This window comes from Veillonella seminalis (assembly GCF_003992065.1).
Lineage (GTDB): Bacteria > Bacillota > Negativicutes > Veillonellales > Veillonellaceae > Veillonella_A > Veillonella_A seminalis.
The window spans coordinates 141,862-162,267 of record NZ_RQUZ01000001.1; the positions used below are offsets into that span (position 1 = coordinate 141,862).

Here is a 20,406-nt window from a genome sequence, read left to right on the forward strand (position 1 = left end):
GACCCTATGGCAACAGCACAGGTTTTAAAAAACAACGGTTATTATACTGATACGGTTGAAAACTATGGCGGCGGTTTAAGCCGTTTCTATAAAGAATTTGGCGGTATTTCCGTTCCTTATCAAATGTACAATACGCAAGGTAGTCCTAGTCAGTCATTTAATACTCAGTTGCGTATGGATAACCCGAACGAACCATTAGATGTTCAAGGTATGATTTCTGCCATGAACTTACCTTACGTTAATGGAGCAAAACGACAAGAACAAGCATTAAGCCGTGAACTAGGCTATCAAACAGATTTAATCGGTGCTGTAGGTAGTGATGTATTTGAGAGGTTTAGTGGACAAGCAAACCAATTAGCTAAGGCAGCAATGGCAGCCGCACAAGAAGGGGCTGACCTAGAAAACCAACAACATAAGTTGACAGGGGTAGGTAAATTAGCACAGATGATTGCTAATAGTAATAATAGTTCTAATTCTAAGATGTATGCCGCTATGGGGCAAATGTTAGGTGTAAACTTAAATCCTATGGACGACCGATACATCAATAGTCAAAAAATGGCGTTAGACCAAATGCAACGCAATCAAGCTATTCAAGACGAACAGCGTAAAATGCAGCAACAAAAAGAGTTATCTGATTACAAGATGCAACAAGAAATTGCCGCCAAGAAAGAATTGGCTACTTGGGAAGGTGAGCATAATCTTGAATTGGCTAAGAAATATGCAGAAGCAGGGGTTAGCCAAAAAGGTAAAGGTGGTAGTTCCGGTGATTTAACAACCTCACAGAAGGTAAAAATGAACAACGATATTATTAAGTTAGGAGATAATTATAGAAAACTATATCAAGAAACAGCCGATAAAGTCTATGCCGGATTAGTTAGCGAAGACGCTTTACGACAAATCAGTATGGACGCAGCAAGTCAATTAGCTAATTATGACGGACTTGGATTAGACGCTTATAAACACGTTGAAGGTATGATTGTCGGAGACGCCGCCTATACAGAAAAACAATTACTTAAGACCTATGGTGCTAAGAAGGAAGACGGAACTCGACCTAATGCTTATGTAGGTTGGAAGGAATAAGGAGAGTGATATAGATTGAGTTGGTTACAAGATTATTTGTCGCAGTCCAATAAAGCGTGGGATGAAGAAAATCAACGGATTGGTGATAGTTATGTGCCAGACGAACATACCAACTTTATAGACAGCTTTCAATCCAACGTATGGGGTTCACTATCAGGTTATGCAGGTTTCCTCGCAGCAGGTGCAGAAAAAGCAGGGTTTACAGGTTTGCGTGATTGGGCTGAAAACGAGGCTTCTTATGCAGGAAAGAGAGCCTATGCCAACGCCGATAAGACAGAGTATGACGATTTAGGGTGGTATGACCCTCGATATTACATTAATGGACACGCTTTAAATGCTACCGCACAAATGCTTGGCGGTAGCCTTGTTGACATTGGTCTTGTAGCTGGCTCTCTCCTTGCTGCTCCCGAAACAGGTGGTGCGTCTTTAGCGGGTATCGCTGCTGTAGGTGCCGCTAGAACTGGCGGTCGTATCATGGGTGAAAAATTACTTGGTAACGTGTTAACTAAGTACGCCCTCGAAAAAGGGGCTACTATGGGCTTAGAGGCAGGTGCTAAATTAGCATCTCGTCAAGTCCTTGGTGAGGCTGCTTTAGGTACGGCTAAAGGATTAGTTAATGACATTCCATTTATCCTAACAAAAGGGGCATCAGAATCGGCAATTAACGCAGGCGACGTATACATGGAATCCTTGCAGATGGGCAACGACCGTGATACAGCGTCTAGTCAGTCTATGCAAGCCTTTGGTGAGGGTTACATTCCTGCTATGGCTGAATTTTATGCTGATAAAATGGCTATTGGAGGTACGTTAGCCGGATTCGCAACAAAGGGTGGTAAAGTTCTTTCTAAAGCTGTTCGTAGTGCTGTTGCTAATGGTGTAGTATCTGGGCAAGTGGAAGGTGCTGTGGAAGCATGGCAAACCATGGTACAAGATAGGGCATTAGGCAAGGAAGATGCATTAAACGCCCGTATCTATGACCCTACTTCGTGGTCGGACAACATGGCAGACTCATACGGGCAAGCCGTTGGTCCTGCTATGTTACTTGGCGGTATTGGTGGTGCTAGAGCAGGTATCAGTTCTGCCATGAACAACCCTAACCCAAACGTTAAAGTTACTCCAGAAGTAGCTGAACAACCCGTGTCTATCGAAGGCGACATTACCCCAGTTACAGATAGTATTACACCTATCGAAGAGGGGGTTGCTCCAATCGAAGGCGAAATTTCCTCCGCTCCTGTTGTAGATTTGGGCGGTATGGACTCTACAAGCCCACGGCAAGGCTTGTATGACGAAATGCGTAATACGTTTATTCGGAATAACCCAAAAAGCCCAGATATTGTCGAGACTAAATCACAGGCTACAAATGATAAGATTGAAGACATCGTTAGTCTTTGGGATAATTCCTCTCCAGAAGAAATCCAAAACTTAGCCCCAAATACATTTGTGGAAGACTTTAAGCAGGCAGGACTTACGGATGCGGAAGCAGGAAGAGCATCTAATGGGTTAGTTAAACACATGAAAGAGCAAAAACCGTTACCGAAGGTTGACGGTAGGGCTTTAATTGAAGAAGCTAGTAAAGTTGGTGTGCAACTAGACCCTAAACAAGCAGAGAACTTAGTATCTGACAATCCTTCTCCTGCTTTAGTTAAACAAGTGCAAAACAAAATTAACAAGGTTCGACCTATTGTGGAAAAACAACAAGCAAAACTTGACAAAAAAAGAGAGCAAGAGGCAATAGCCCAACAACAGAAAGAATACCTAGAAAATGAAAAACGAAATTACGTTAATAACAACTATGAAAATTCAACGAACAAACAGTTCTTTGACCGTGTAATTGGGAATACAGAAAACGAGCCAAATAAAGCGGCTGAAACCGCTTATAAATTTAAACGTGCTATGAAAGAACGTAACGAAGACATTAAAAACGGAAAGCCTAAAGCAAAGAATGTTCGTAATTATTTAACTAAACAAGGGCTTACAGAAGAAAAGTACGGAAAAAACCCGGTGCAAGCAATGGTGGATTATGCAAAATCCATGGATCAAGAGAGGATTAATGCTCGACAATCCGCCCGCACTTCTGACGAATATAGAAGCTCGCTCAAAGAAAGTGCAAGAAATGTTACTAATGTAATGGCTGTAAATAAAATGCATGACGATGCATTAAAAAATGCACATGGCGACCAAATTAAATCGGTAGAACGTGATATTGACAATAGCTTAATTCAGTTAGGACAAAATGGTTTTGATATTACTAAGCTAAAGCACTATAAACGCTTAGAAAACGCTGCCAAAGGTTTTCATAAACAAGCTATAGATAGATTACAGCGTATCAACGAATCCGTTGGTTTGGCAGAAAAAGTTAAACCAGTCGAAAATACGCCAATTGAAACAAAGACTATTGAAGGAAATAAACCAGTAGAAGAAGCTAAACCGATAGAGGAAAAACCTCCTGTAGAAGAAAAACCTGCAAAACCTAAACGTACTCGCACCAATAAACCTAAAACGTATAAAGGACATACAGAAGCTCGTCAGTTTTTCTCCGGTGAAAAATCCATTTCCGATACAGTAACAACTCTTAATCAGATGGAGAAAGATGAAACTCTCAAACCAAAAGAAAGAGAAGAAGTTGCTAATATCAGAAAATTATTAAATAACGTTCGTGATGAAGAAGGCAATTTAGAACAAAAAGAATTAACAGAGACAGGTAATACCGAATACAATAATATTATGAAAGAACACAAGGATTTAAAGGATAAAGCGAAAGCTAATAATATCGGTATTCAAGAGTTTACTAAACAAGCTGATAGCTTAAAACGTCGTGCAGAGAAGTTATTCCGTAGTTTCCCGAATGCTAAAACTCTTGATTTAGTTGTTGGTTCTAACTTAGTATTCAAAGTTCCTAGTCAAAACGCTATTGCTAAAGCAATTCGTGAAGACGTTGTTAAACCTAACAGAACACTTATTAATACATTTATGAGCAAGCCTGGCAACTTTAACGATGCTGTGTTAGGATTTGTAGAAAGTGCCTTTGGTTCTAAGTTATCAACTTTACCTACTAATATCCGTAATGCAGTTGTAGAAAAGATTTTACAAAACGAATACAATAACTTAATCAAAAAGTATGGAGATAATGAAGGTATCCTAAAAGCAAACCCTAGTAATTTAAAACAGTTAGCTGCACGAATTGCCGGCTCATTCCCTACACAGGATTTCCCTAGTATTGGTAAAGAAGCAGCCGAATCTACCACAGCTATTTTTGGAGAACGCTCTAAAGGGTTAGCTAATATCGCTAATGATAATCAAGGTATGATTGGACTTGCCAGAGAATACTACCAAAAAGAAGAAGAAAAAATAAAGCCAAAAGAAAAGGTCGAGCCAAAGGCTAGAACAACCAAACATCAGACCAAAGCAGGGTATACTGTAAATAAAGAAGGTGTGAAAGCCTCAATATCCATAGGTTATAACGAAGATGAATATTACCCTATAACAATTACCGTCAAATTTGATAATCCGGAACTATCAACCGACCAAAATATTCAAGATATTATAGGCGAGATTTATTCAGATTTATTCTTTGATGCCGATGATATAGATGTTGTATCTAACGAAAATGGGGTAGCCGAGTTAACGGCTCGACCTGTACTAAGTTATACAAATATGTCAAATAAAGTTAGTCAAGAAGGAATTTTAAAGGCTCGTGAAGAAGCTATTAAGGCGGCTATTGGAATATCGCCAGACAAAGAAGTAGCTTTTGTGGTGGACGCAAACGCAGACATTTCTGCCTTACAAGACGTACTTAACAAAATTTACGGCGAAGATAAGTATAAAGTAAAAACCGAAGTGGTATCCGATAGAAAGAACATCTACATAATGAAAGAAGAGTCTCCTGTAAACGACGAAATAAAAGGAAGAATTATCGATAACTCTTTGTTTAGTACGGGTTCTTCGAGTGCTGATAACTCTAACGTGCCAAATAAAGAGATTTATAATCAAGATAACATGGAACGGCACGAAGGAGAGAACCGCAATTTCAGCAAAAATATTTCTTTAGAACTTATCCCTAAAATAAAACAAGCTATTGTAGATTATTTAGGAGATGCAGAGTTACTAGAGAAAATTTTCAGAGAATCGCCACACTTATTAATTAGATTTAGACTGTTTGAAGATAATCCAAAATTGATGGGACTTCACGTTTACGAAAGAGGAACTATTGATTTTAAGTATAATCAAAATGACATAGAAGAAAATATAAGAAATGGAGTTCCAATTCACGAACTTGTTCACGAGTTGGTCTCTAATTTAGAGGTGAAAGAGAAGGGAAAAGGGAAAAATAACGTAGTAGAAAAACATAAGTTCGTAAATCGGCTGATTAACCATGTAATTAACAGTGTATTGGAGGATTTGTATAAAAATGACAATGGAAGAACGCTTGCGGAATTGGGGCTTTCACGAGGAAGATATACCAGAAATGTTGGAGGAATTGGCAAAACTTCCGAGTATAGAGAAGGAAGAAGAAATTCTGATAGCGGAAGCGGCGTTTCAAGCCCTAGCAAAGGTGAAGGTACCAGGATACAACTATCATCAAGACTTCTTGTTAAGAGCGAAAAGTCTAGTCCACGGAATGGAGGACGAAGTGGAGTTGACATATACCTTGACGATTCCGATGTTAAAGAGGCGACTGGCTCGCTGGAAATGATTAAAAATTCTATCTTTGACGGCATGAAAGACGATGATTGGGTGGCTATCACAAGAACAGCCCAAGTATTTATCAAAGACGTTATTGGTGCAAAAGCCCAGGACGGAGAGAATTTACACCCTCAAAAGAAAATTAATCTTGTGATTTCGTATCTTGCAGGATTAAGGAAGATAAGTCAAGAGGCGTTCAATAGAGTTCTTACTGATTATGAAATTCGCCAAGAAATTTTGGGTTACGGCTCTATGTCAGGCTTTATTTCTCAATCGGAATTGCAAAATTTAGCGAACATTTCATTAAGCGAACTTAAAAAGAATGGGGATTTGAGGTTACGGGAACAAACTGAATTTATTGAAAAGGGAGGCAAGGACAGACAAGGAAACGCCTCCACTAACCGGAATCCAGACTCTAACGACATGCAATCCAACCCAGCCGAAGCTAGTGTTAACATGGCAGAAAAGCTCATAGAGAAAGAAATTAAAAAAGAAACAGACAGAATAGAGGTTCACCGAAGGGCAGACAACAAAGATAATATTCCTATGTACGCTTTGTTAAAAGAAGTAAGGTCTCCGTCTAGCTTATCTAGGAAACACTTCCCAGAACTCGTTAAGTTTATTAAAGAGGCACAACAGGTTGCTAGAAAAACTGATAGGGATTTAAAAAAATACCGAGCTAAAATGGACGCAGTATATAAACAGTTAAAAAACGAGGACAGCCAAAAATCATTTGAGAAACTTAAAGTCGAAATTTCCGACCGCCGTATGGAGTTTGCACAGGTAATCCCTATTACAATGCAGGACGGAACTAATAAATACACCATTATTAAAGAGGGTGATATTTTTGAAGAATTTGAAGACGAATCAGATGCATTACAAAAGAAAGTGGAATTAGAAAATGCAGGCTATAAAGTAGCCAAAGATTACAAAAATCAAAGACACCGTATTTTTGCTAGTAAAGACATGGTCCGTGGATACAATTCCTTGGAGCAGGCTAACCAAATTGCTATTAAGGAATCGGGAGAAATCGCTAAGTCTAAAGGATATAATGATACAGTATGGAAAGCCTATGTTGAGTATCGTAAAACTCTTGACGAACTTATGATTAAGGCGGCTAATGCTAATGAACGTATAGGGAATCCTGATAAGCAGAAATACTCGTGGGGTTATTCTCCATTTGAACATTCTCGTTTTGGTGTATACGAGGAACAAAAGGGTACAGATGAAAACGGTAAAGAAATGGTTACTCGTAATGTTATTGCGTCTTTTAGAACAGAGAAAGCTGCTCGAAAATGGGTAGAAAAAAACCTATTAAACAACCCTCAATTCGCACAGTCTAAGTTTGCTATTGTAGAACAAGAACGAAATTACAACAATCCTCGCAATGACTTTGATAGCCATTATTCAACGATTGATAATGACTACTTCAAAGACCATGTTGTTGAAGATTATATGACAGCAGAACAGAAAGAGGCAGAGTTTAAACGCTTAACTGGTTTGTATCCAGAAATGAAAAAGTTGGTTGATTCTGGCTTTATCAACAAGCCATTAACGCAACAAGAATTCTTAAATTTAGTCAATGATAAAGCAACAATGGAAAAAATCGGGATTGATGCCAAAGCCCTTCAAAACGAAATGAAACATGCTAATGGTTTTGAATTGTTTAAGCGTAACGGCAAAGTTACTAAGAAGTCTTTGATTGAACATTTCTATACCAACACGGGCGATTTTGCAAAGAACAAACATAATATGACTCGTGTTATGGGGGCCAAGGGTTCTAACCCTAACTTGCAACGTGCTGATTATGACTACATCGTTTCTATGGTTAAGCATATCAATAATGCAGAATGGTATCACAAAGCAACGACAGCCTATGAACATTGGTTTAAAGATAAATACAAAGCAAATAGAAGCACAGGCAGTATGTCAAACAAACAGGAAATGATGCACACCTTAATCCGTACCGTTATGGGTGTTCCTAATCATTTTGATACGAGATTAAATGAAGTTATGAATGAGATTCCTGGTCTCGGTAGTTTTATGACTAAGAACTACGGTGAAACATGGTTTACTGACTTAATGAAACGTGGCATGGAAGTTACAGCATTAGTTAAGTTGGGCTTGTTGCGACCTACCGCTATGATTGCACAGCTAGGCGTTATGGCTAATATCTTTACTATGACAGGGTTTAATCAAAACTTCTGGGCAGCACAGGAGGAAGCTTTGAAAGGAAATAAAAACCCTAAGTATAAAGATTTATTTAGTTATATTGGTATTGGTGAAGATTATCAAGGTGTTGAATCTGACGTATTCAACGACTCTAAATCAATTGTTCACACTACTAAAATTGGTAAGTTATTGGCTAAAGCAATGCTACCATTTGAAGTGGGTGATAATTTTACTCGTCGTGTTGCTGCTATTTACGCATACGAGAAAGCATTAGCACAGGGCAAAACAAAAGAAGAAGCAATGAGTATAGCTAATGATTTTACATACATGACCAACTTTGACTATACCGAGATTGACAGTCCTGGTATTTTCCAAAGAGCCGGTGTTGTTGGCAAAATGTTATTACAGTTCAAAAAGTACCCTGTAAAACAAATTGAATTCATTCATGACATCTGTAATCTTATGGATTTACCGGAAAACCCTTCTGTAGCTGACATTGAAAAAGCTAAGAAAGAACGGAAAATGCGATTAATTCGCTTTATGGGTTCGTATGTAGCTATGGCAGGTATGCTCGGTATGCCAATGGTAGGAGCAGTCGACGAATTAGCTGCGTGGATTATGGGTACTAAGCCTACAGAAGCCGTTAAAGAGTTGATGTATGAATGGGCGGGCAAGGATCCAGTTAAACAAGCTTTAGCGAGAGGTGCTATCTACGGTGTGCCTGGTATGGCTGGTGTAGACTTTACTCGTAACATCGGTTTAGGCGACGTTATTCCTTCTGATGCTAGTGAATTAGCAGGCCCAACATTTGGTACTATCGCTTCTATGTACAATGCATTTAAGTACGACCAAAGTCCTGGCAATAAGATTTTGGCAGAAGTACACGCTATCGCTCCATTCTACACAAATCTGTATCAAGCACTTGGTACTGGGAAGATGAGAGATTGGAAAGCAGGAATGGATACACGCCCTTATACACCAATGGAACGTACATTAAAAGCTTTAGGGTTTCGATCAATCAGAGAGTCTACCGATTCTGATTTGGCTAATATTTTATACAATAAAATTAAAGAAACAAAAGATGCTAAGAAAGCGTCTATTTACAAGTACCTCGATAATCCATCGGCAGAAAACCTTAAAAACATGGTATAATATTGATGAATTTAAAGAAATAAGGAGAATGACCATGAATTGGAGAAAAGCTTTATTGGTAGCCGGTTTATGTACTGTTTGCACTGTTGGTGTGAGCCAGGCAGATAATCGCTTGGCCGATGTGAAACCATCGGATTGGGCGTATCAAGCCTTAATGATACTCGAAAAGCATGGTGCTCTTACTGATACACAGGGCTTAAATTTAGGTACTCAAGTATATACACGTTATGAATTGACGCCACTCGTGGCTGACGTGGTGGATCGTCGTGAAACGATGAATGATACGGATAAAAATATTGCTATTCGTTTGTATAGCGAATTCCGCGATGATTTGATGCAATATAACCGCGATCAGGAAATTCGCGAAGGAAAACGCGGTGAAGACGCTATTTCACAAGGTCAGCAACCGGCCTTAACGCGTGAAGAAATCGAAGAAAAAATGAAGCATTTTGAAGTCGATAGCAGCAAGGTGCAAAACGGCGGCGATGTGCGACTCCGTTTTGATAATCACGGCAAGAATGATATGCGTACGCGTGTAGGTGTTGTGATTTCGAGTAACGGTGTGGCAGCACCGGATGCTTTATATGACAAAGTAGGTAAACAGGCGATTGCGAAAGCTGATGAAGAAGCGGCTAAGTCGCGTGAAAAGTTTAAAGAAAACCGTGCCCGCATAGAAGCGGAAGAAGCGGCAGAAAAAGCTAAGAGCGATAAAGAAGCCGCTAAAGCACAGGCTAAGGCTGATAAAGAAGCCGCTAAAACTCAAGCACAAGGCGATAAAGCTGCGGCTAAGTCCGGTGCGGAAGGTGCTGATGTGCAGACGAAGTCAGGTCAACCGGCACAGGAAGCTCCTAAGGACAATGGAGCCGGGGCTAATAATGGGCAAGCTGATGGCAATACCGGTGAAAAGACGGTAGATCCAAACGGCACTTTAGCTGAAAATACGCCTAACGCACAATAAGAGTTTGGAGTGTGACAGGAAGGGGACCCTTGCTGAAATCCAAGCCGTTATTAATGAGTGTATGTGAATCGGTAGAGTTGGATTCTGAAAAAGATAGGGAATGGTGAAGGGTATGTTTTTGTCACGTATTAAAGAAAAATTAAATACGGTCCACAAACAGGGAGTTTCGGAAGTATTCCGTTACATCGGACCGGGTATAATCGTAACGGTCGGCTTTATCGACCCGGGGAACTGGGCCGCCAATTTAGCGGCCGGTGCTATGTTCGGTTACAATTTGTTATGGGTTGTTACGCTTTCAACAATCATGCTCATATTATTGCAACATAATGTGGCTCATTTGGGGATTGTTACAGGGCGTTGTTTATCGGAATGTGCGTATGAAATATTGCCGCACTGGTTGTCTCGTATTCTTTTGAGTACGGCCGGTTTGGCTGCGGCGGCGACAGCACTGGCCGAATTTATCGGCGCGGCCATTGCCTTAAAAATGCTGTTCGGTATTCCGCTTTTTATCGGTTCGATTTTGACAGCCGTCATCTGTACAGTTATGCTGTTGACAAACTCGTACAGCAAACTTGAAAAGGTAATTGCCGGCTTTGTGTCGCTCATTGCCTTGGCCTACTTAGCGGAACTTTCCATGGTTGATGTGGATTGGGCGGCGTCGGGCCTCGGTTGGGTGAATCCCACATTGCCGAATGAGTCGATGATCGTTATCCTGAGTATTTTGGGCGCCGTTATTATGCCGCACAATTTATTCTTGCATTCGGAAATTATTCAGAGCCGTGAATTTAACAAAAAAGATCCGGAAGTCATGAAAAAGCGCCTGCGCTATGAGTTCTTGGATACGCTTCTTTCCATGGGTATCGGTTGGGCTATTAACTCCGCCATGATTATCTTGGCGGCCGCTACATTTTTCAACCAAGGCGTCGTGGTCGAAGAATTGGAACAGGCACAGGAATTGTTGGTACCTTTAATAGGACCGGCAGCCGGCGTAATATTTGCCGTAGCCTTGCTTTTTGCTGGTTTTGCTTCATCGGCTACAGCCGGTATGGCAGGTGCCAGTATTTTTGCCGGTATGTTTGGTGAATCCTATGATATGAAAGACTTACACAGCCGTATAGGCCTCGCATTGACCTATATTCCGGCACTCGTATTGATCTTATTTATTCAAGATTCCTTCAAAGCACTGTTGGTTTCGCAAATGTTCCTCAGCTTGCAGTTACCGTTCACGATTTTCTTGCAGCTCTATTTGACCGGATCGGCGAAGGTTATGGGGGAATACAAAAACAAACCGTCTACGGCTGTTATGTTATGGCTTATCGGTATCGTTGTAACGGGGATGAATATTTACCTGTTGATTGAAGCGTAATTAATACAGGGCGATTTAGCGTGGTTTATAAACCGGTGCCCGTAAATCAGGTTATAAATGTTAATTAAAAAGGACTTTCGCAAATATGGCGGAGGTCTTTTTTGATTTTTGAAGCAATACAATGAAAAACATATTATGCTGTATTGTCCACTGAAGATATAGAAAATTTTAGGTAAAAATGCTATAATTATATGGTTAGAATAGAAAAGAAGCTTGACTGTTTCAATTCGGTGTTTTGATGTAGGAGGATCGCATAATGACAGAGGTTAAACATTCCGATTATGAAGAAGTGGTAGAAGACGTAGCGGTTCAGTTGTCAGCACAGTTGAAAACGGCCGAATCAGGCTCCGTTATAGATATGTTTTTGAGTGATACCTTGGATCCGGCAGAACAATTTTTGTTCTACGGTGCTTTGGAACAAGCTCTTTTAGAATACCGTAAGGGTCATAATCAGAAGACTGTATTTATTCGTTTACAGCCGGAAGGACTGGCTACCAATGCACCGGTTTCTACACCGGCCAGTGCCTTATTAGACCGTATTTTATTACGTCGTATGGATGAATTCATGCACGATAAATTGTTTGTTGAAGAAATTTTTTACAACGGCGAGCATATGGTATATTCCGGCCTTGATTTAAAGAATCGCCATGTTGTTATTTTGACGGATGGCGTGGATGAAGGCTCGCCATATTTGGCCGAAGCCATTTCCATGTGTAAGGAAATGAAGGCCAAATACGTTGTCGGCTTGCCGATGATGATTTGGAGTAAAGATTTGCAGGCTCATTTAGCTGAAGAAGATGAAGCTATGCATGAAGATGTCAAGGGTATGAGTGGTCATGAAAATACTCCTGTCTCCTAGCAAAACGAAAAAACTGCAGGGAAAACCGACGGCCCCCGTCTTTGACAAAGTCATGACCGATGCTATTGTAGGGCATATGAAGACATTGACAGCTGAAGTTATTGTAAAGGCACTTAAAGTTAAGCCTGACATGGCGGCTGAGTTGGTTGCTTTTTATCAAAACCACGATGACGCTCCGGTGGGGGCGGCGGCTTTCAGCTATTCGGGTCTCGCTTTTAAAAATCTGGCATGGTCTGAATTATCTGAAAAAGCTCAGGCTTTTGGGAATGACCATGTATGTATTTTGTCCGGTCTGTACGGTATCGTGACACCTGAGAGCCCGATTACCGATTATCGGCTTGATTTGGTTGATCGGATTTTTGCCAAAAACATCATTAATAAGTCGGTAATCGACGGTTTACTTCAAGATGTTAAAACATTGTATGATTGCTGGACCGAGAAGGTAACAGCCTATTTTCAAGCGGAAGACTGGCTTCTTAACTTGGCATCCAAAGAGTATGCCAAATTGGTGAGTCATCCCCGTATGGTGACCGTTGAATTTTTAGAATTAAAAGAGGGCGTATGGAAACAGCTTAGCACATCGTCAAAACAGATGCGCGGCCGCCTCGCTCATTATATGATTGCTCATGAATTGACCGAATGGACCGATTTGCCGGCTGAGCTTGACGGTTTTGTAAAAGACACCGACTTGCCGGCCACATTGACCGAGCCGCTTACAGTGGCTTATCGTCGTTCGGAATAAGTGGAGGAATATGACAGTACAAGATATACTTAAGAAAGATTTGGTCGGCAATGATACGTTGACCGTCGATGAATTGCGCTTTTTGATGAGCGTTACCGACGAAGATGATTTGCAGGCCATTTATAAAAAAGCCTATGAAGTAAAGGCAAAATATGTAGATAAAATGGCGTATTACCGCGGTTTGATTGAATTTTCCAATCGCTGTGTGAAAAACTGTGAATACTGCGGGATTCGTCGTGATAACGATAAGACGGAACGCTTTGATATGAAGCGTGAAGATATTATCAAAATGGCACAATGGGCCTATGACCATGAGTACGGTTCCATTACTTTGCAGTCCGGAGAACGCAGTGATGCGGCCTTCGTTGACTATGTGGTGGATTTGATTCGTGAAATTAAATCTATCGGGGACGGGTCGTTGGGCATCACCATGTGTGTAGGTGAACAGACCGAAGAATCATATCGCCGCATGGTGGAAGCCGGTGCCAGCCGTTATTTGCTTCGTATTGAAACCAGTAATCCGGAATTATACAAGAAAATCCATCCGAATGATGAATTGCATTCCTTTGAAACGCGCGTAAACTGCTTGAAGAGCCTCCGCAAGGTTGGTTTCCAGGTGGGGACCGGTGTTATGATCGGTTTGCCTCATCAGACGGAAGAGGATTTGGTCAACGATATTCTTTTCTATCGTGATATGGATATCGACATGATCGGTATGGGGCCTTATGTGGTGCATCATGATACACCGCTCGGGCAGGAAGCCCTCGCCATGGGGATCGATGATGAAGCGGGTAAAAAACGCCGTATTCAGCTCGGTCTTAAGATGATTGCATTGACCCGTTTATTCTTAAAAGACGTGAACATTGCGGCGACTACGGCACTTCAGGCTCTTGATAAATTGGGTCGTGAAAAGGGTCTGGCTGCCGGGGCCAATATTTTAATGCCGATTATCACGATTCCGGAACACCGTGCGAAGTATTTGTTATACGATAACAAACCTTGCGTCGATGATAATGCGGATAAATGTAAGGATTGTTTGACTCGTCGCGTTATGTCCATCGGTGACATGGTGGGCTGGAAACAAAACGGTGACTCCAAGCATTATGGTAAACGAACAGGCTTATTCTAACACGTAAGCCTAACGCTCAAAGGTTAAATTTAATTGGTTTGAAATTCAAACTTAAATTATTCTGAAACCTGAATATCATAGAAAATATATAGGGTAAGGAGTATTTTGAATTTTAGTCATTAAAAAATAAATTAATCAAAAAACAGGCAATTGCACAAGATGCAATTGCCTGTTTTTATTTGCATATTTATCAATTAGCATTACAAAATAATATAAGCCAAAATATGATTTATGGCGTATAATTGGCGTATGTAAATTTTGAGTGCATTTATGTTTAATGGTGGAGGGCAAGATTATGGGATTACTAAAAAACTGGAAGATTCATCTGCTGTGTTTACTGATTACGTTACTCGCGGAGGGGATAGGAATTCAAAAATTCGGCATTATTGTCTTCTTGCCATTATTGTATTCATTGGTATTCGGCCTTATTATTTCAATTCCTAAATTTAAAATTGTTACCGAAGAGCAAATGGTAGCGGCTACCGATTATCTCAACATTTCGATTATGCTTTTGATGACTAAGATTGGTCTTGGTATCGGCCCGAATTTACACATTATCATGAATTCCGGCTGGGCCCTTATTTTACAGGAATTAGGCCATTTCCTTGGTACCATCGTGCTGGGCTTACCGATTGCGCTCTTGGTTGGTATGCGTCGCGAAGCGATTGGCGCTTGTTACTCTATCGACCGTGAAGCTAATGTGGCTATTATCATCGATCGTTACGGCTTCCATTCACCGGAAGGTCGCGGTGTTATGGGTATGTATATTTGCGGTACCTTATTCGGTGCTATGTGGATTTCCGTATTAGCCGGTATGATTGCTCAATTGGGTTGGTTCCATCCGATTGCTCTCGCTATGGGGGCCGGTATCGGCAGTGCCAGTATGATGGCGGCTGCTACAGGCTCAATCATAGCGGTACATCCTGAATTCGAACGTGAAATTATGGCCATGTCCGGTGCGGCGAACTTATTGACCAGTGTTGTTGGCGTATACTTCAGTTTGTTCGTATCATTACCGATTATGGAACGCTTATACGGCTTCTGTGCCCGTGTATCACGTCATGAATCTGAGGAGGTGCGCTAATGAGTACGGAAAAGACTATGACCTTACAGGAAAAAATAATTCAATTTTTAGTCGTTGTTATTATAGCGGCTGTCATCACGGCTGTAGGTAATATTTTGGATGGTAAACATGCCTTCGGACCAAGCTTGGTAGGTTGTTTAGTATTGGCAGCGATTGCTTTTGCCGGTGCCGTAATTTCTTATTTACCGGGTTTCAAAAAACTTCCGATGGTATTCTGGGTATCTATTTTAGGCGTTATTTTATCAATTCCGGGAGTACCCGGCAGTGAATGGATTACTAAACAAGCGGCCAATGTTACTTTCTTGGCTACTACCACCCCGGTATTGGCTTACGCCGGGTTATCGCTCGGTAAAGATTTAGGCGCCTTCAAACAATTGTCATGGCGTATTATTCCGGTTGCTTTAGCCGTTGCGGCCGGTACATTCTTCTGTGCCGCTTTGGTAGCACAAGTAGTATTACATTGGGAGGGCGTAATTTAATATGAGTTTAACAAAAACAGAAGTAAAAGAACGAGTCTGTGCAGCTATTGAAAAGGCAATGCCAAAATTAATGGAAGTGGCTGAAACAATTATGGCGGCACCGGAATTGGGGTATAAAGAAAATAAAACAACTGCCTTTGTGCAACAGTTATTTACGGAATTAAATATTCCGTTCACTACCGGCCATGCCGTAACCGGTGTTAAAGGTCGTTTAAAAGGTAAGAGCGATGCGTATCGCGTAGCCATGATCGGTGAGTTGGATGCCATTATTTGTCCGAAACATCCGCGGGCCGATGCTGTAACCGGCGCGGCTCATTGCTGTGGTCATAATGTGCAGATTGCCAATATGTTGGCCGTTGCCATCGGTTTACAGGCGGAAGGTGTGTTGCTGGAATTGAATGGTGAAGTAGTTATCTTTGCCGTGCCGGCCGAAGAATATGTGGAAATCGACTACCGCAATAAACTTCGTGAAGAAGGTAAAATTAAGTATTTAGGCGGTAAACAGCAGCTTATTTATGAAGGAGCCTTTGATGATATTGATATGGCCATGCAGATGCATGTGGAAACGGCTAAGGCAGAAACGGGCGAAATGGGGCTCGGTTCTACTTCGAACGGCTTTATCGGGAAGTTAATTAATTACCACGGCAAAGCGGCCCATGCAGCCGGTGCACCTCATGAAGGTGTTAATGCATTGCAAGCAGCTATGATGGGAGTAATGGGGGTTAACGCAATTCGCGATACCTTTAAAGAAAGTGATTATGTGCGTTTCCATCCGATCATTAATAGCGGCGGCAGTTTAGTCAATGTAGTGCCTGAAGTAGCCTATACCAAAACGGCGCAAGCTTTGGCTATGACCATTGTTGATCTGTTATATGGTGATGCTGAAGGTGCTAAAGAAGTACAGGCTAATTATAAACCTGTATTTACTAAAGACGAATACATTAAGCTGATGGATAGCATTAGTGAAGGCGAAAAGTAAATTTTGGGTTATAGGATTAACATGTTAGAGCCGATATAAAAAGAGTGAGGGAAATGCATTATATGCATTTCCCTCACCTTTTTGTCCATTACCGGGGCAAGACCCGCCAATAAGTGGGAGTATTTAATTTAGCGTATTAGCTCGCTTTCTTTTCTGGAACTAATTCGGATGTACAATGTGGGCAACGAGTAGCTTCTTCGTCCACGTCTTGTTTACAGAATGGGCAAGTACGCATAGGTTTTACCGGAGCTTCTTTCTTAGGGTAGAGATTGTTAATCTGTTTAATTACCAAATAGATAGCGAAAGCTACGATAAGGAATTGAACTACCGCGTTTAAGAAACTGCCGTAAGCGATAACCGGAATACCGGCTGCTTTAGCTTCGGCCAAGGTAGCCGCATGCTGACCGTTAAGGCTGATGAAGAAATCGGAGAAATCGATGCCTCCCAAGAGCAAACCGATTGGTGGCATGATGATGTCGCTTACTAAGGAAGAAACAATTTTGCCGAAAGCAGCGCCGATAACAACACCGACAGCCAAGTCAATAACATTGCCGCGCAATGCGAAGTCTTTAAAACCTCTTAAAAAATCGTTCATGAATTTACACTCCTCTAACTGCATTACTGTACACAATATAAATCATGCTTTTTAACAGTTGTCGGTTACTATGATTGCTAATGAATTAATACCGACTTATTATTCCCAAATTCAGTATAGCATAGATAGAGATTAGTGTATATATAAAATGTCGATTATTTTAAAACTAATTATAAAAATTCGATATCCGGCTTTATTTGTTTAGATTTTATGATATTTGAAACCCGTAAATAAAGAATTTAAAGTCCATTAGATCTATTAGAGTTGTTTAAACAAGTAGTTCGGTCAGAAAATAAAAGGATCTGAATCACTAAGATTCAGATCCTTTCGTAATTTAGTTCTGCGGTTTGTTTGTAAAACGACCGACGATGTATGTCAGAAGTGCAATGACAATCATAACCGGGAATGTGGTCCCCAACGGAGTTTCATAAGTCATCACATTTCTGTATAAGATAAACCCGACTAACCAAAGAATCAAGTTTGGAAGGTAAAATTTACGCCCAGATGCATCCTGCTTAAGGAGAAAGTATTGGGTAAAGAGAATCGCGATCATGGGCGTGAAAACCGAACCGATGAGAAACAGGAAGTTCTCATATTCTGTCATAGGTACTAAAATTGCTAAGATAATGCCTAAAACTGTGAGGCTGATAGCCGTTGCTTTTTCAGATAAGTTAGGGAAGATGCTGACAAAGCTGACCCCGGCGGAAAACGCGTCGAGGTACGTCGTCGTTACCGTAGCAAAGATAATGATTAATAAAGGCCAGAGGCCGAGACCGGTTTTTAACATAACGGCGGCAATATCCGTTTCACCGGCATAGATAGCGGAACCGAGACCAATCACATACATCCAGATGCTGACTACCGAGTAAATCAAGGTACTTACTACGGTGGCGGCTACCGGGCGTTTAGCGGTACGCGTATAATCGGATACGAGCGGTAACCAGGATAACGGCATGGCGGCCGCCAATTCAACGGCAGCACCGAAGGAGAGTCCTTGGTCGTCCGTTAATTGTAAGGCACCGACCACAGCCGAAGAAGGGTCAAAGATAATAAAGCTGAGCCAAATGGTAAGGCAGAACAAGAGGCCTACGGCCACGAGGTTTAAACGGGTCAGATTGCTGTACCCCAATACGAGCCAGAGAATGATGAGGCCGCCGATAATTAAGGACCAAGTGATGGTGCCCCAAGGTAAAATGGCATCTGTTGCGGCAGCACCGGTGATAATCATGACGGTAGTCCAGCCGATTAATTGCAGTACGTTGGCTAAGGCAAAGCCGGATGCTCCTTGGTGACCAAAGCCGATACGTACGGTTTCCATGGCACTGCGGCGCGTATTGGCACCGATGAGGCCGGCTAAGAAGAAAAGCAGTCCGCCGATAATGTGGCCCAAGAGAATGGCGATGACACCTTGTTCAAACCCGAGTGGGGCAAATAATGTGCCCGTAAAGATTTCGGCTATGGATAAGGCGGCGCCGAACCATAAAAGACCGTGAGATAATAATTTTGTTTCAGAAGTAGTTGTACTCATAGAATACCCTTTCCGGCATCGCGTGTAGGGTAATACATTACGCCTACTGATGCTGTTTTATTTGTTGCAAGGCTCCGGTGCTGCGTAATGCATAGAGTAAAATCCCTGCCAATAGGGAGCCGCCTATGGTAGAAATCAAAAAAGGAACCACATAGGTGTAGAAGGCGATTTGGCCGGCTGATTTGCCCAAGACTAAAATGGCAAGTGGGTAAGCGGAAAGACCGCCGAGAATGCCGGTGCCGAATACTTCGGCTAAGAGCGTCAAGAGCAGATTACCGGTCCGATGGTACACAATCCCCGATAAGAGGGCGCCCCACATGCTGCCCGGAAAGGCAAGGATACTGCCAAGGCCCAAAACAAGGCGCAAGGTACTGGCACAAAAAGCAACGCCTACCCCATAATAGCGGCCGAGTAAGACGGCACAAAGGATATTAATCATATGTTGTACGGGGGCACAGCGACTGATGCCAACGGGAAATGAAAAGGTACTGCCTACTACGGCAACGGCTACTAAAACGCCGGCTATGGTTACTTTTTTTACATTACTGGTAGAATCGTTCATTACAAACTCCTATTGCGGTCGAGACTTAATGGTCTCCTCTCACGCCGGAACACGGCTTCCCTTCGCTGTAATGACAACTGTCGGGCGCTCCCCCGCCAGTCGGTCTGTTTTGACAGACAACATAAAAAAACAGAGGCACCATACGGTGCCGCTGTGAGAAAGTCGCTATAACATCTTCCTACGACGGCATTATCCGTACAGGTATAAGGGTCGAAGTTGGATGACTTCCTCTCAGCCTACGTTCATAAGCTCCCCTGAAATTTCTAACGTGATTATAGCACAGGCGGCGGATGCTTGCAACGTTTTATTAACGGGCGGTTTGAAAAAGCGATGAGAATGTTTTATAATAAAGCGAATATAATGCGTTTGAAAAAGGAATTGGTGAGACAGTGAAAACTGGTATTATAAAGATTGGGGCTTCAGATGTAAAAACTTTACGCGATTTGGCAATGAGAACATTTTCAGAAACATTTTGCAATGAATATACGGATGAAGAGTTTAAAACTTATTTTGACACGGCTTTATCGGAAACAACATTGCGGCAGGAATTGAGTGATCCCGAATCGCAACACTATTTCGTTACGGTGGATGGTAAGCCGGTAGGATTTTTAAAGGTGAATATAGGGAGTGCCCAAACGGAACAGGAGTTACCGACCGGCTTTGAAGTGCAGCGCATTTACGTATTGGCCGATAATCAAGGGATGGGCCTTGGCAAAGTATTGTTTGAAAAAGCGTTGCAGTTGGCTGCCGAAACCGCTTGTGATTATGTTTGGCTCGGCGTTTGGGAACATAATTATAAAGCCCAGAAATTCTATGCCAAATATGGTTTTGAAAAGTTCAGTGAGCATACTTTTATCGTAGGCGACCCTCATGATACCGATTGGCTGTTGCGTCGTTCGGTTGCAAGCATTCGCGAAGAAGCGGCCAAGCAGTGATTAAAAAAAGTCGGATAAGGATTGAAGAAGTTGGACGGAACTGAATAGTACTGAAAAGAAGTTAAAAAATTTAAGAAATTTAAGAAGACTAAAAAGCGATACC

The 20,406-nt window shown here is 41.7% G+C and carries 14 protein-coding genes and 1 riboswitch; of the genes, 11 read left to right on the top strand and 3 right to left on the bottom strand.

Annotation, left to right across the window (positions count from 1 at the left end; all coding sequences use genetic code 11):
* Positions 1-6 precede the first annotated feature (6 nt).
* The 10 genes from EO126_RS00620 to EO126_RS00665 all read left to right on the top strand — a co-directional run bounded on the left by EO126_RS00620 (position 7) and on the right by EO126_RS00665 (position 16,683).
* On the top strand, positions 7-1,080 hold the full coding sequence (locus tag EO126_RS00620) for a hypothetical protein (RefSeq protein WP_127006975.1): 1,074 nt from the start codon (positions 7-9) through the stop codon (positions 1,078-1,080).
* 15 nt (positions 1,081-1,095) lie between these two features.
* On the top strand, positions 1,096-9,087 hold the full coding sequence (locus tag EO126_RS00625) for a hypothetical protein (protein WP_127006977.1): 7,992 nt from the start codon (positions 1,096-1,098) through the stop codon (positions 9,085-9,087).
* A 34-nt stretch (positions 9,088-9,121) separates the two neighbouring features.
* Positions 9,122-10,045, top strand: a complete 924-nt coding sequence (locus EO126_RS00630) for a hypothetical protein (protein ID WP_127006979.1) — start codon at positions 9,122-9,124, stop codon at positions 10,043-10,045.
* 112 nt (positions 10,046-10,157) lie between these two features.
* The gene (locus EO126_RS00635) at positions 10,158-11,411 is read left to right on the top strand and encodes an Nramp family divalent metal transporter (protein ID WP_127006981.1); all 1,254 of its coding nucleotides are present in this window, start codon (positions 10,158-10,160) and stop codon (positions 11,409-11,411) included.
* Between the two features lie 256 nt (positions 11,412-11,667).
* Positions 11,668-12,270 carry a hypothetical protein gene (locus EO126_RS00640; protein ID WP_006555481.1) on the top strand — a complete coding sequence of 201 codons (603 nt, stop codon included), beginning with the start codon at positions 11,668-11,670 and terminating at the stop codon, positions 12,268-12,270.
* Positions 12,248-13,012: a YaaA family protein gene (locus EO126_RS00645; RefSeq protein ID WP_127006983.1), complete on the top strand. Its 765-nt coding sequence runs from the start codon at positions 12,248-12,250 to the stop codon at positions 13,010-13,012. The genes EO126_RS00640 and EO126_RS00645 overlap by 23 nt, the downstream gene beginning before the upstream one ends.
* A gap of 10 nt (positions 13,013-13,022) precedes the next feature.
* Positions 13,023-14,141 carry a [FeFe] hydrogenase H-cluster radical SAM maturase HydE gene (hydE, locus tag EO126_RS00650; protein WP_127006985.1) on the top strand — a complete coding sequence of 373 codons (1,119 nt, stop codon included), beginning with the start codon at positions 13,023-13,025 and terminating at the stop codon, positions 14,139-14,141.
* A gap of 295 nt (positions 14,142-14,436) precedes the next feature.
* Positions 14,437-15,225, top strand: coding sequence for a DUF3100 domain-containing protein (locus EO126_RS00655; protein ID WP_127006987.1), 789 nt, complete (start codon positions 14,437-14,439; stop codon positions 15,223-15,225).
* Complete coding sequence (locus EO126_RS00660) at positions 15,225-15,704, top strand: hypothetical protein (protein ID WP_225723617.1); 480 nt, start codon at positions 15,225-15,227, stop codon at positions 15,702-15,704. The genes EO126_RS00655 and EO126_RS00660 overlap by 1 nt, the downstream gene beginning before the upstream one ends.
* Before the next feature lies 1 nt (position 15,705).
* On the top strand, positions 15,706-16,683 hold the full coding sequence (locus tag EO126_RS00665) for a peptidase dimerization domain-containing protein (RefSeq protein ID WP_127006989.1): 978 nt from the start codon (positions 15,706-15,708) through the stop codon (positions 16,681-16,683).
* 136 nt (positions 16,684-16,819) lie between these two features.
* Here the strand turns inward: EO126_RS00665 and mscL are convergent, their stop codons facing one another.
* The 3 genes from mscL to thiW form a co-directional block, all read right to left on the bottom strand.
* Positions 16,820-17,278: a large-conductance mechanosensitive channel protein MscL gene (mscL, locus tag EO126_RS00670; protein ID WP_006555487.1), complete on the bottom strand. Its 459-nt coding sequence runs from the start codon at positions 17,276-17,278 to the stop codon at positions 16,820-16,822.
* Between the two features lie 334 nt (positions 17,279-17,612).
* A complete protein-coding gene (cytX, locus tag EO126_RS00675) occupies positions 17,613-18,806 on the bottom strand; it encodes a putative hydroxymethylpyrimidine transporter CytX (RefSeq protein WP_127006991.1) in 1,194 nt (397 codons plus the stop codon).
* Positions 18,807-18,849: 43 nt separating this feature from the next.
* On the bottom strand, positions 18,850-19,368 hold the full coding sequence (gene thiW, locus EO126_RS00680) for an energy coupling factor transporter S component ThiW (protein WP_006555489.1): 519 nt from the start codon (positions 19,366-19,368) through the stop codon (positions 18,850-18,852).
* Positions 19,369-19,526: 158 nt separating this feature from the next.
* Positions 19,527-19,634: riboswitch (TPP riboswitch) on the bottom strand.
* A 123-nt stretch (positions 19,635-19,757) separates the two neighbouring features.
* Between thiW and EO126_RS00685 the strand changes: the two genes are divergently transcribed.
* Complete coding sequence (locus EO126_RS00685; RefSeq protein WP_206168746.1) at positions 19,758-20,303, top strand: GNAT family N-acetyltransferase; 546 nt, start codon at positions 19,758-19,760, stop codon at positions 20,301-20,303.
* Positions 20,304-20,406 lie beyond the last annotated feature (103 nt).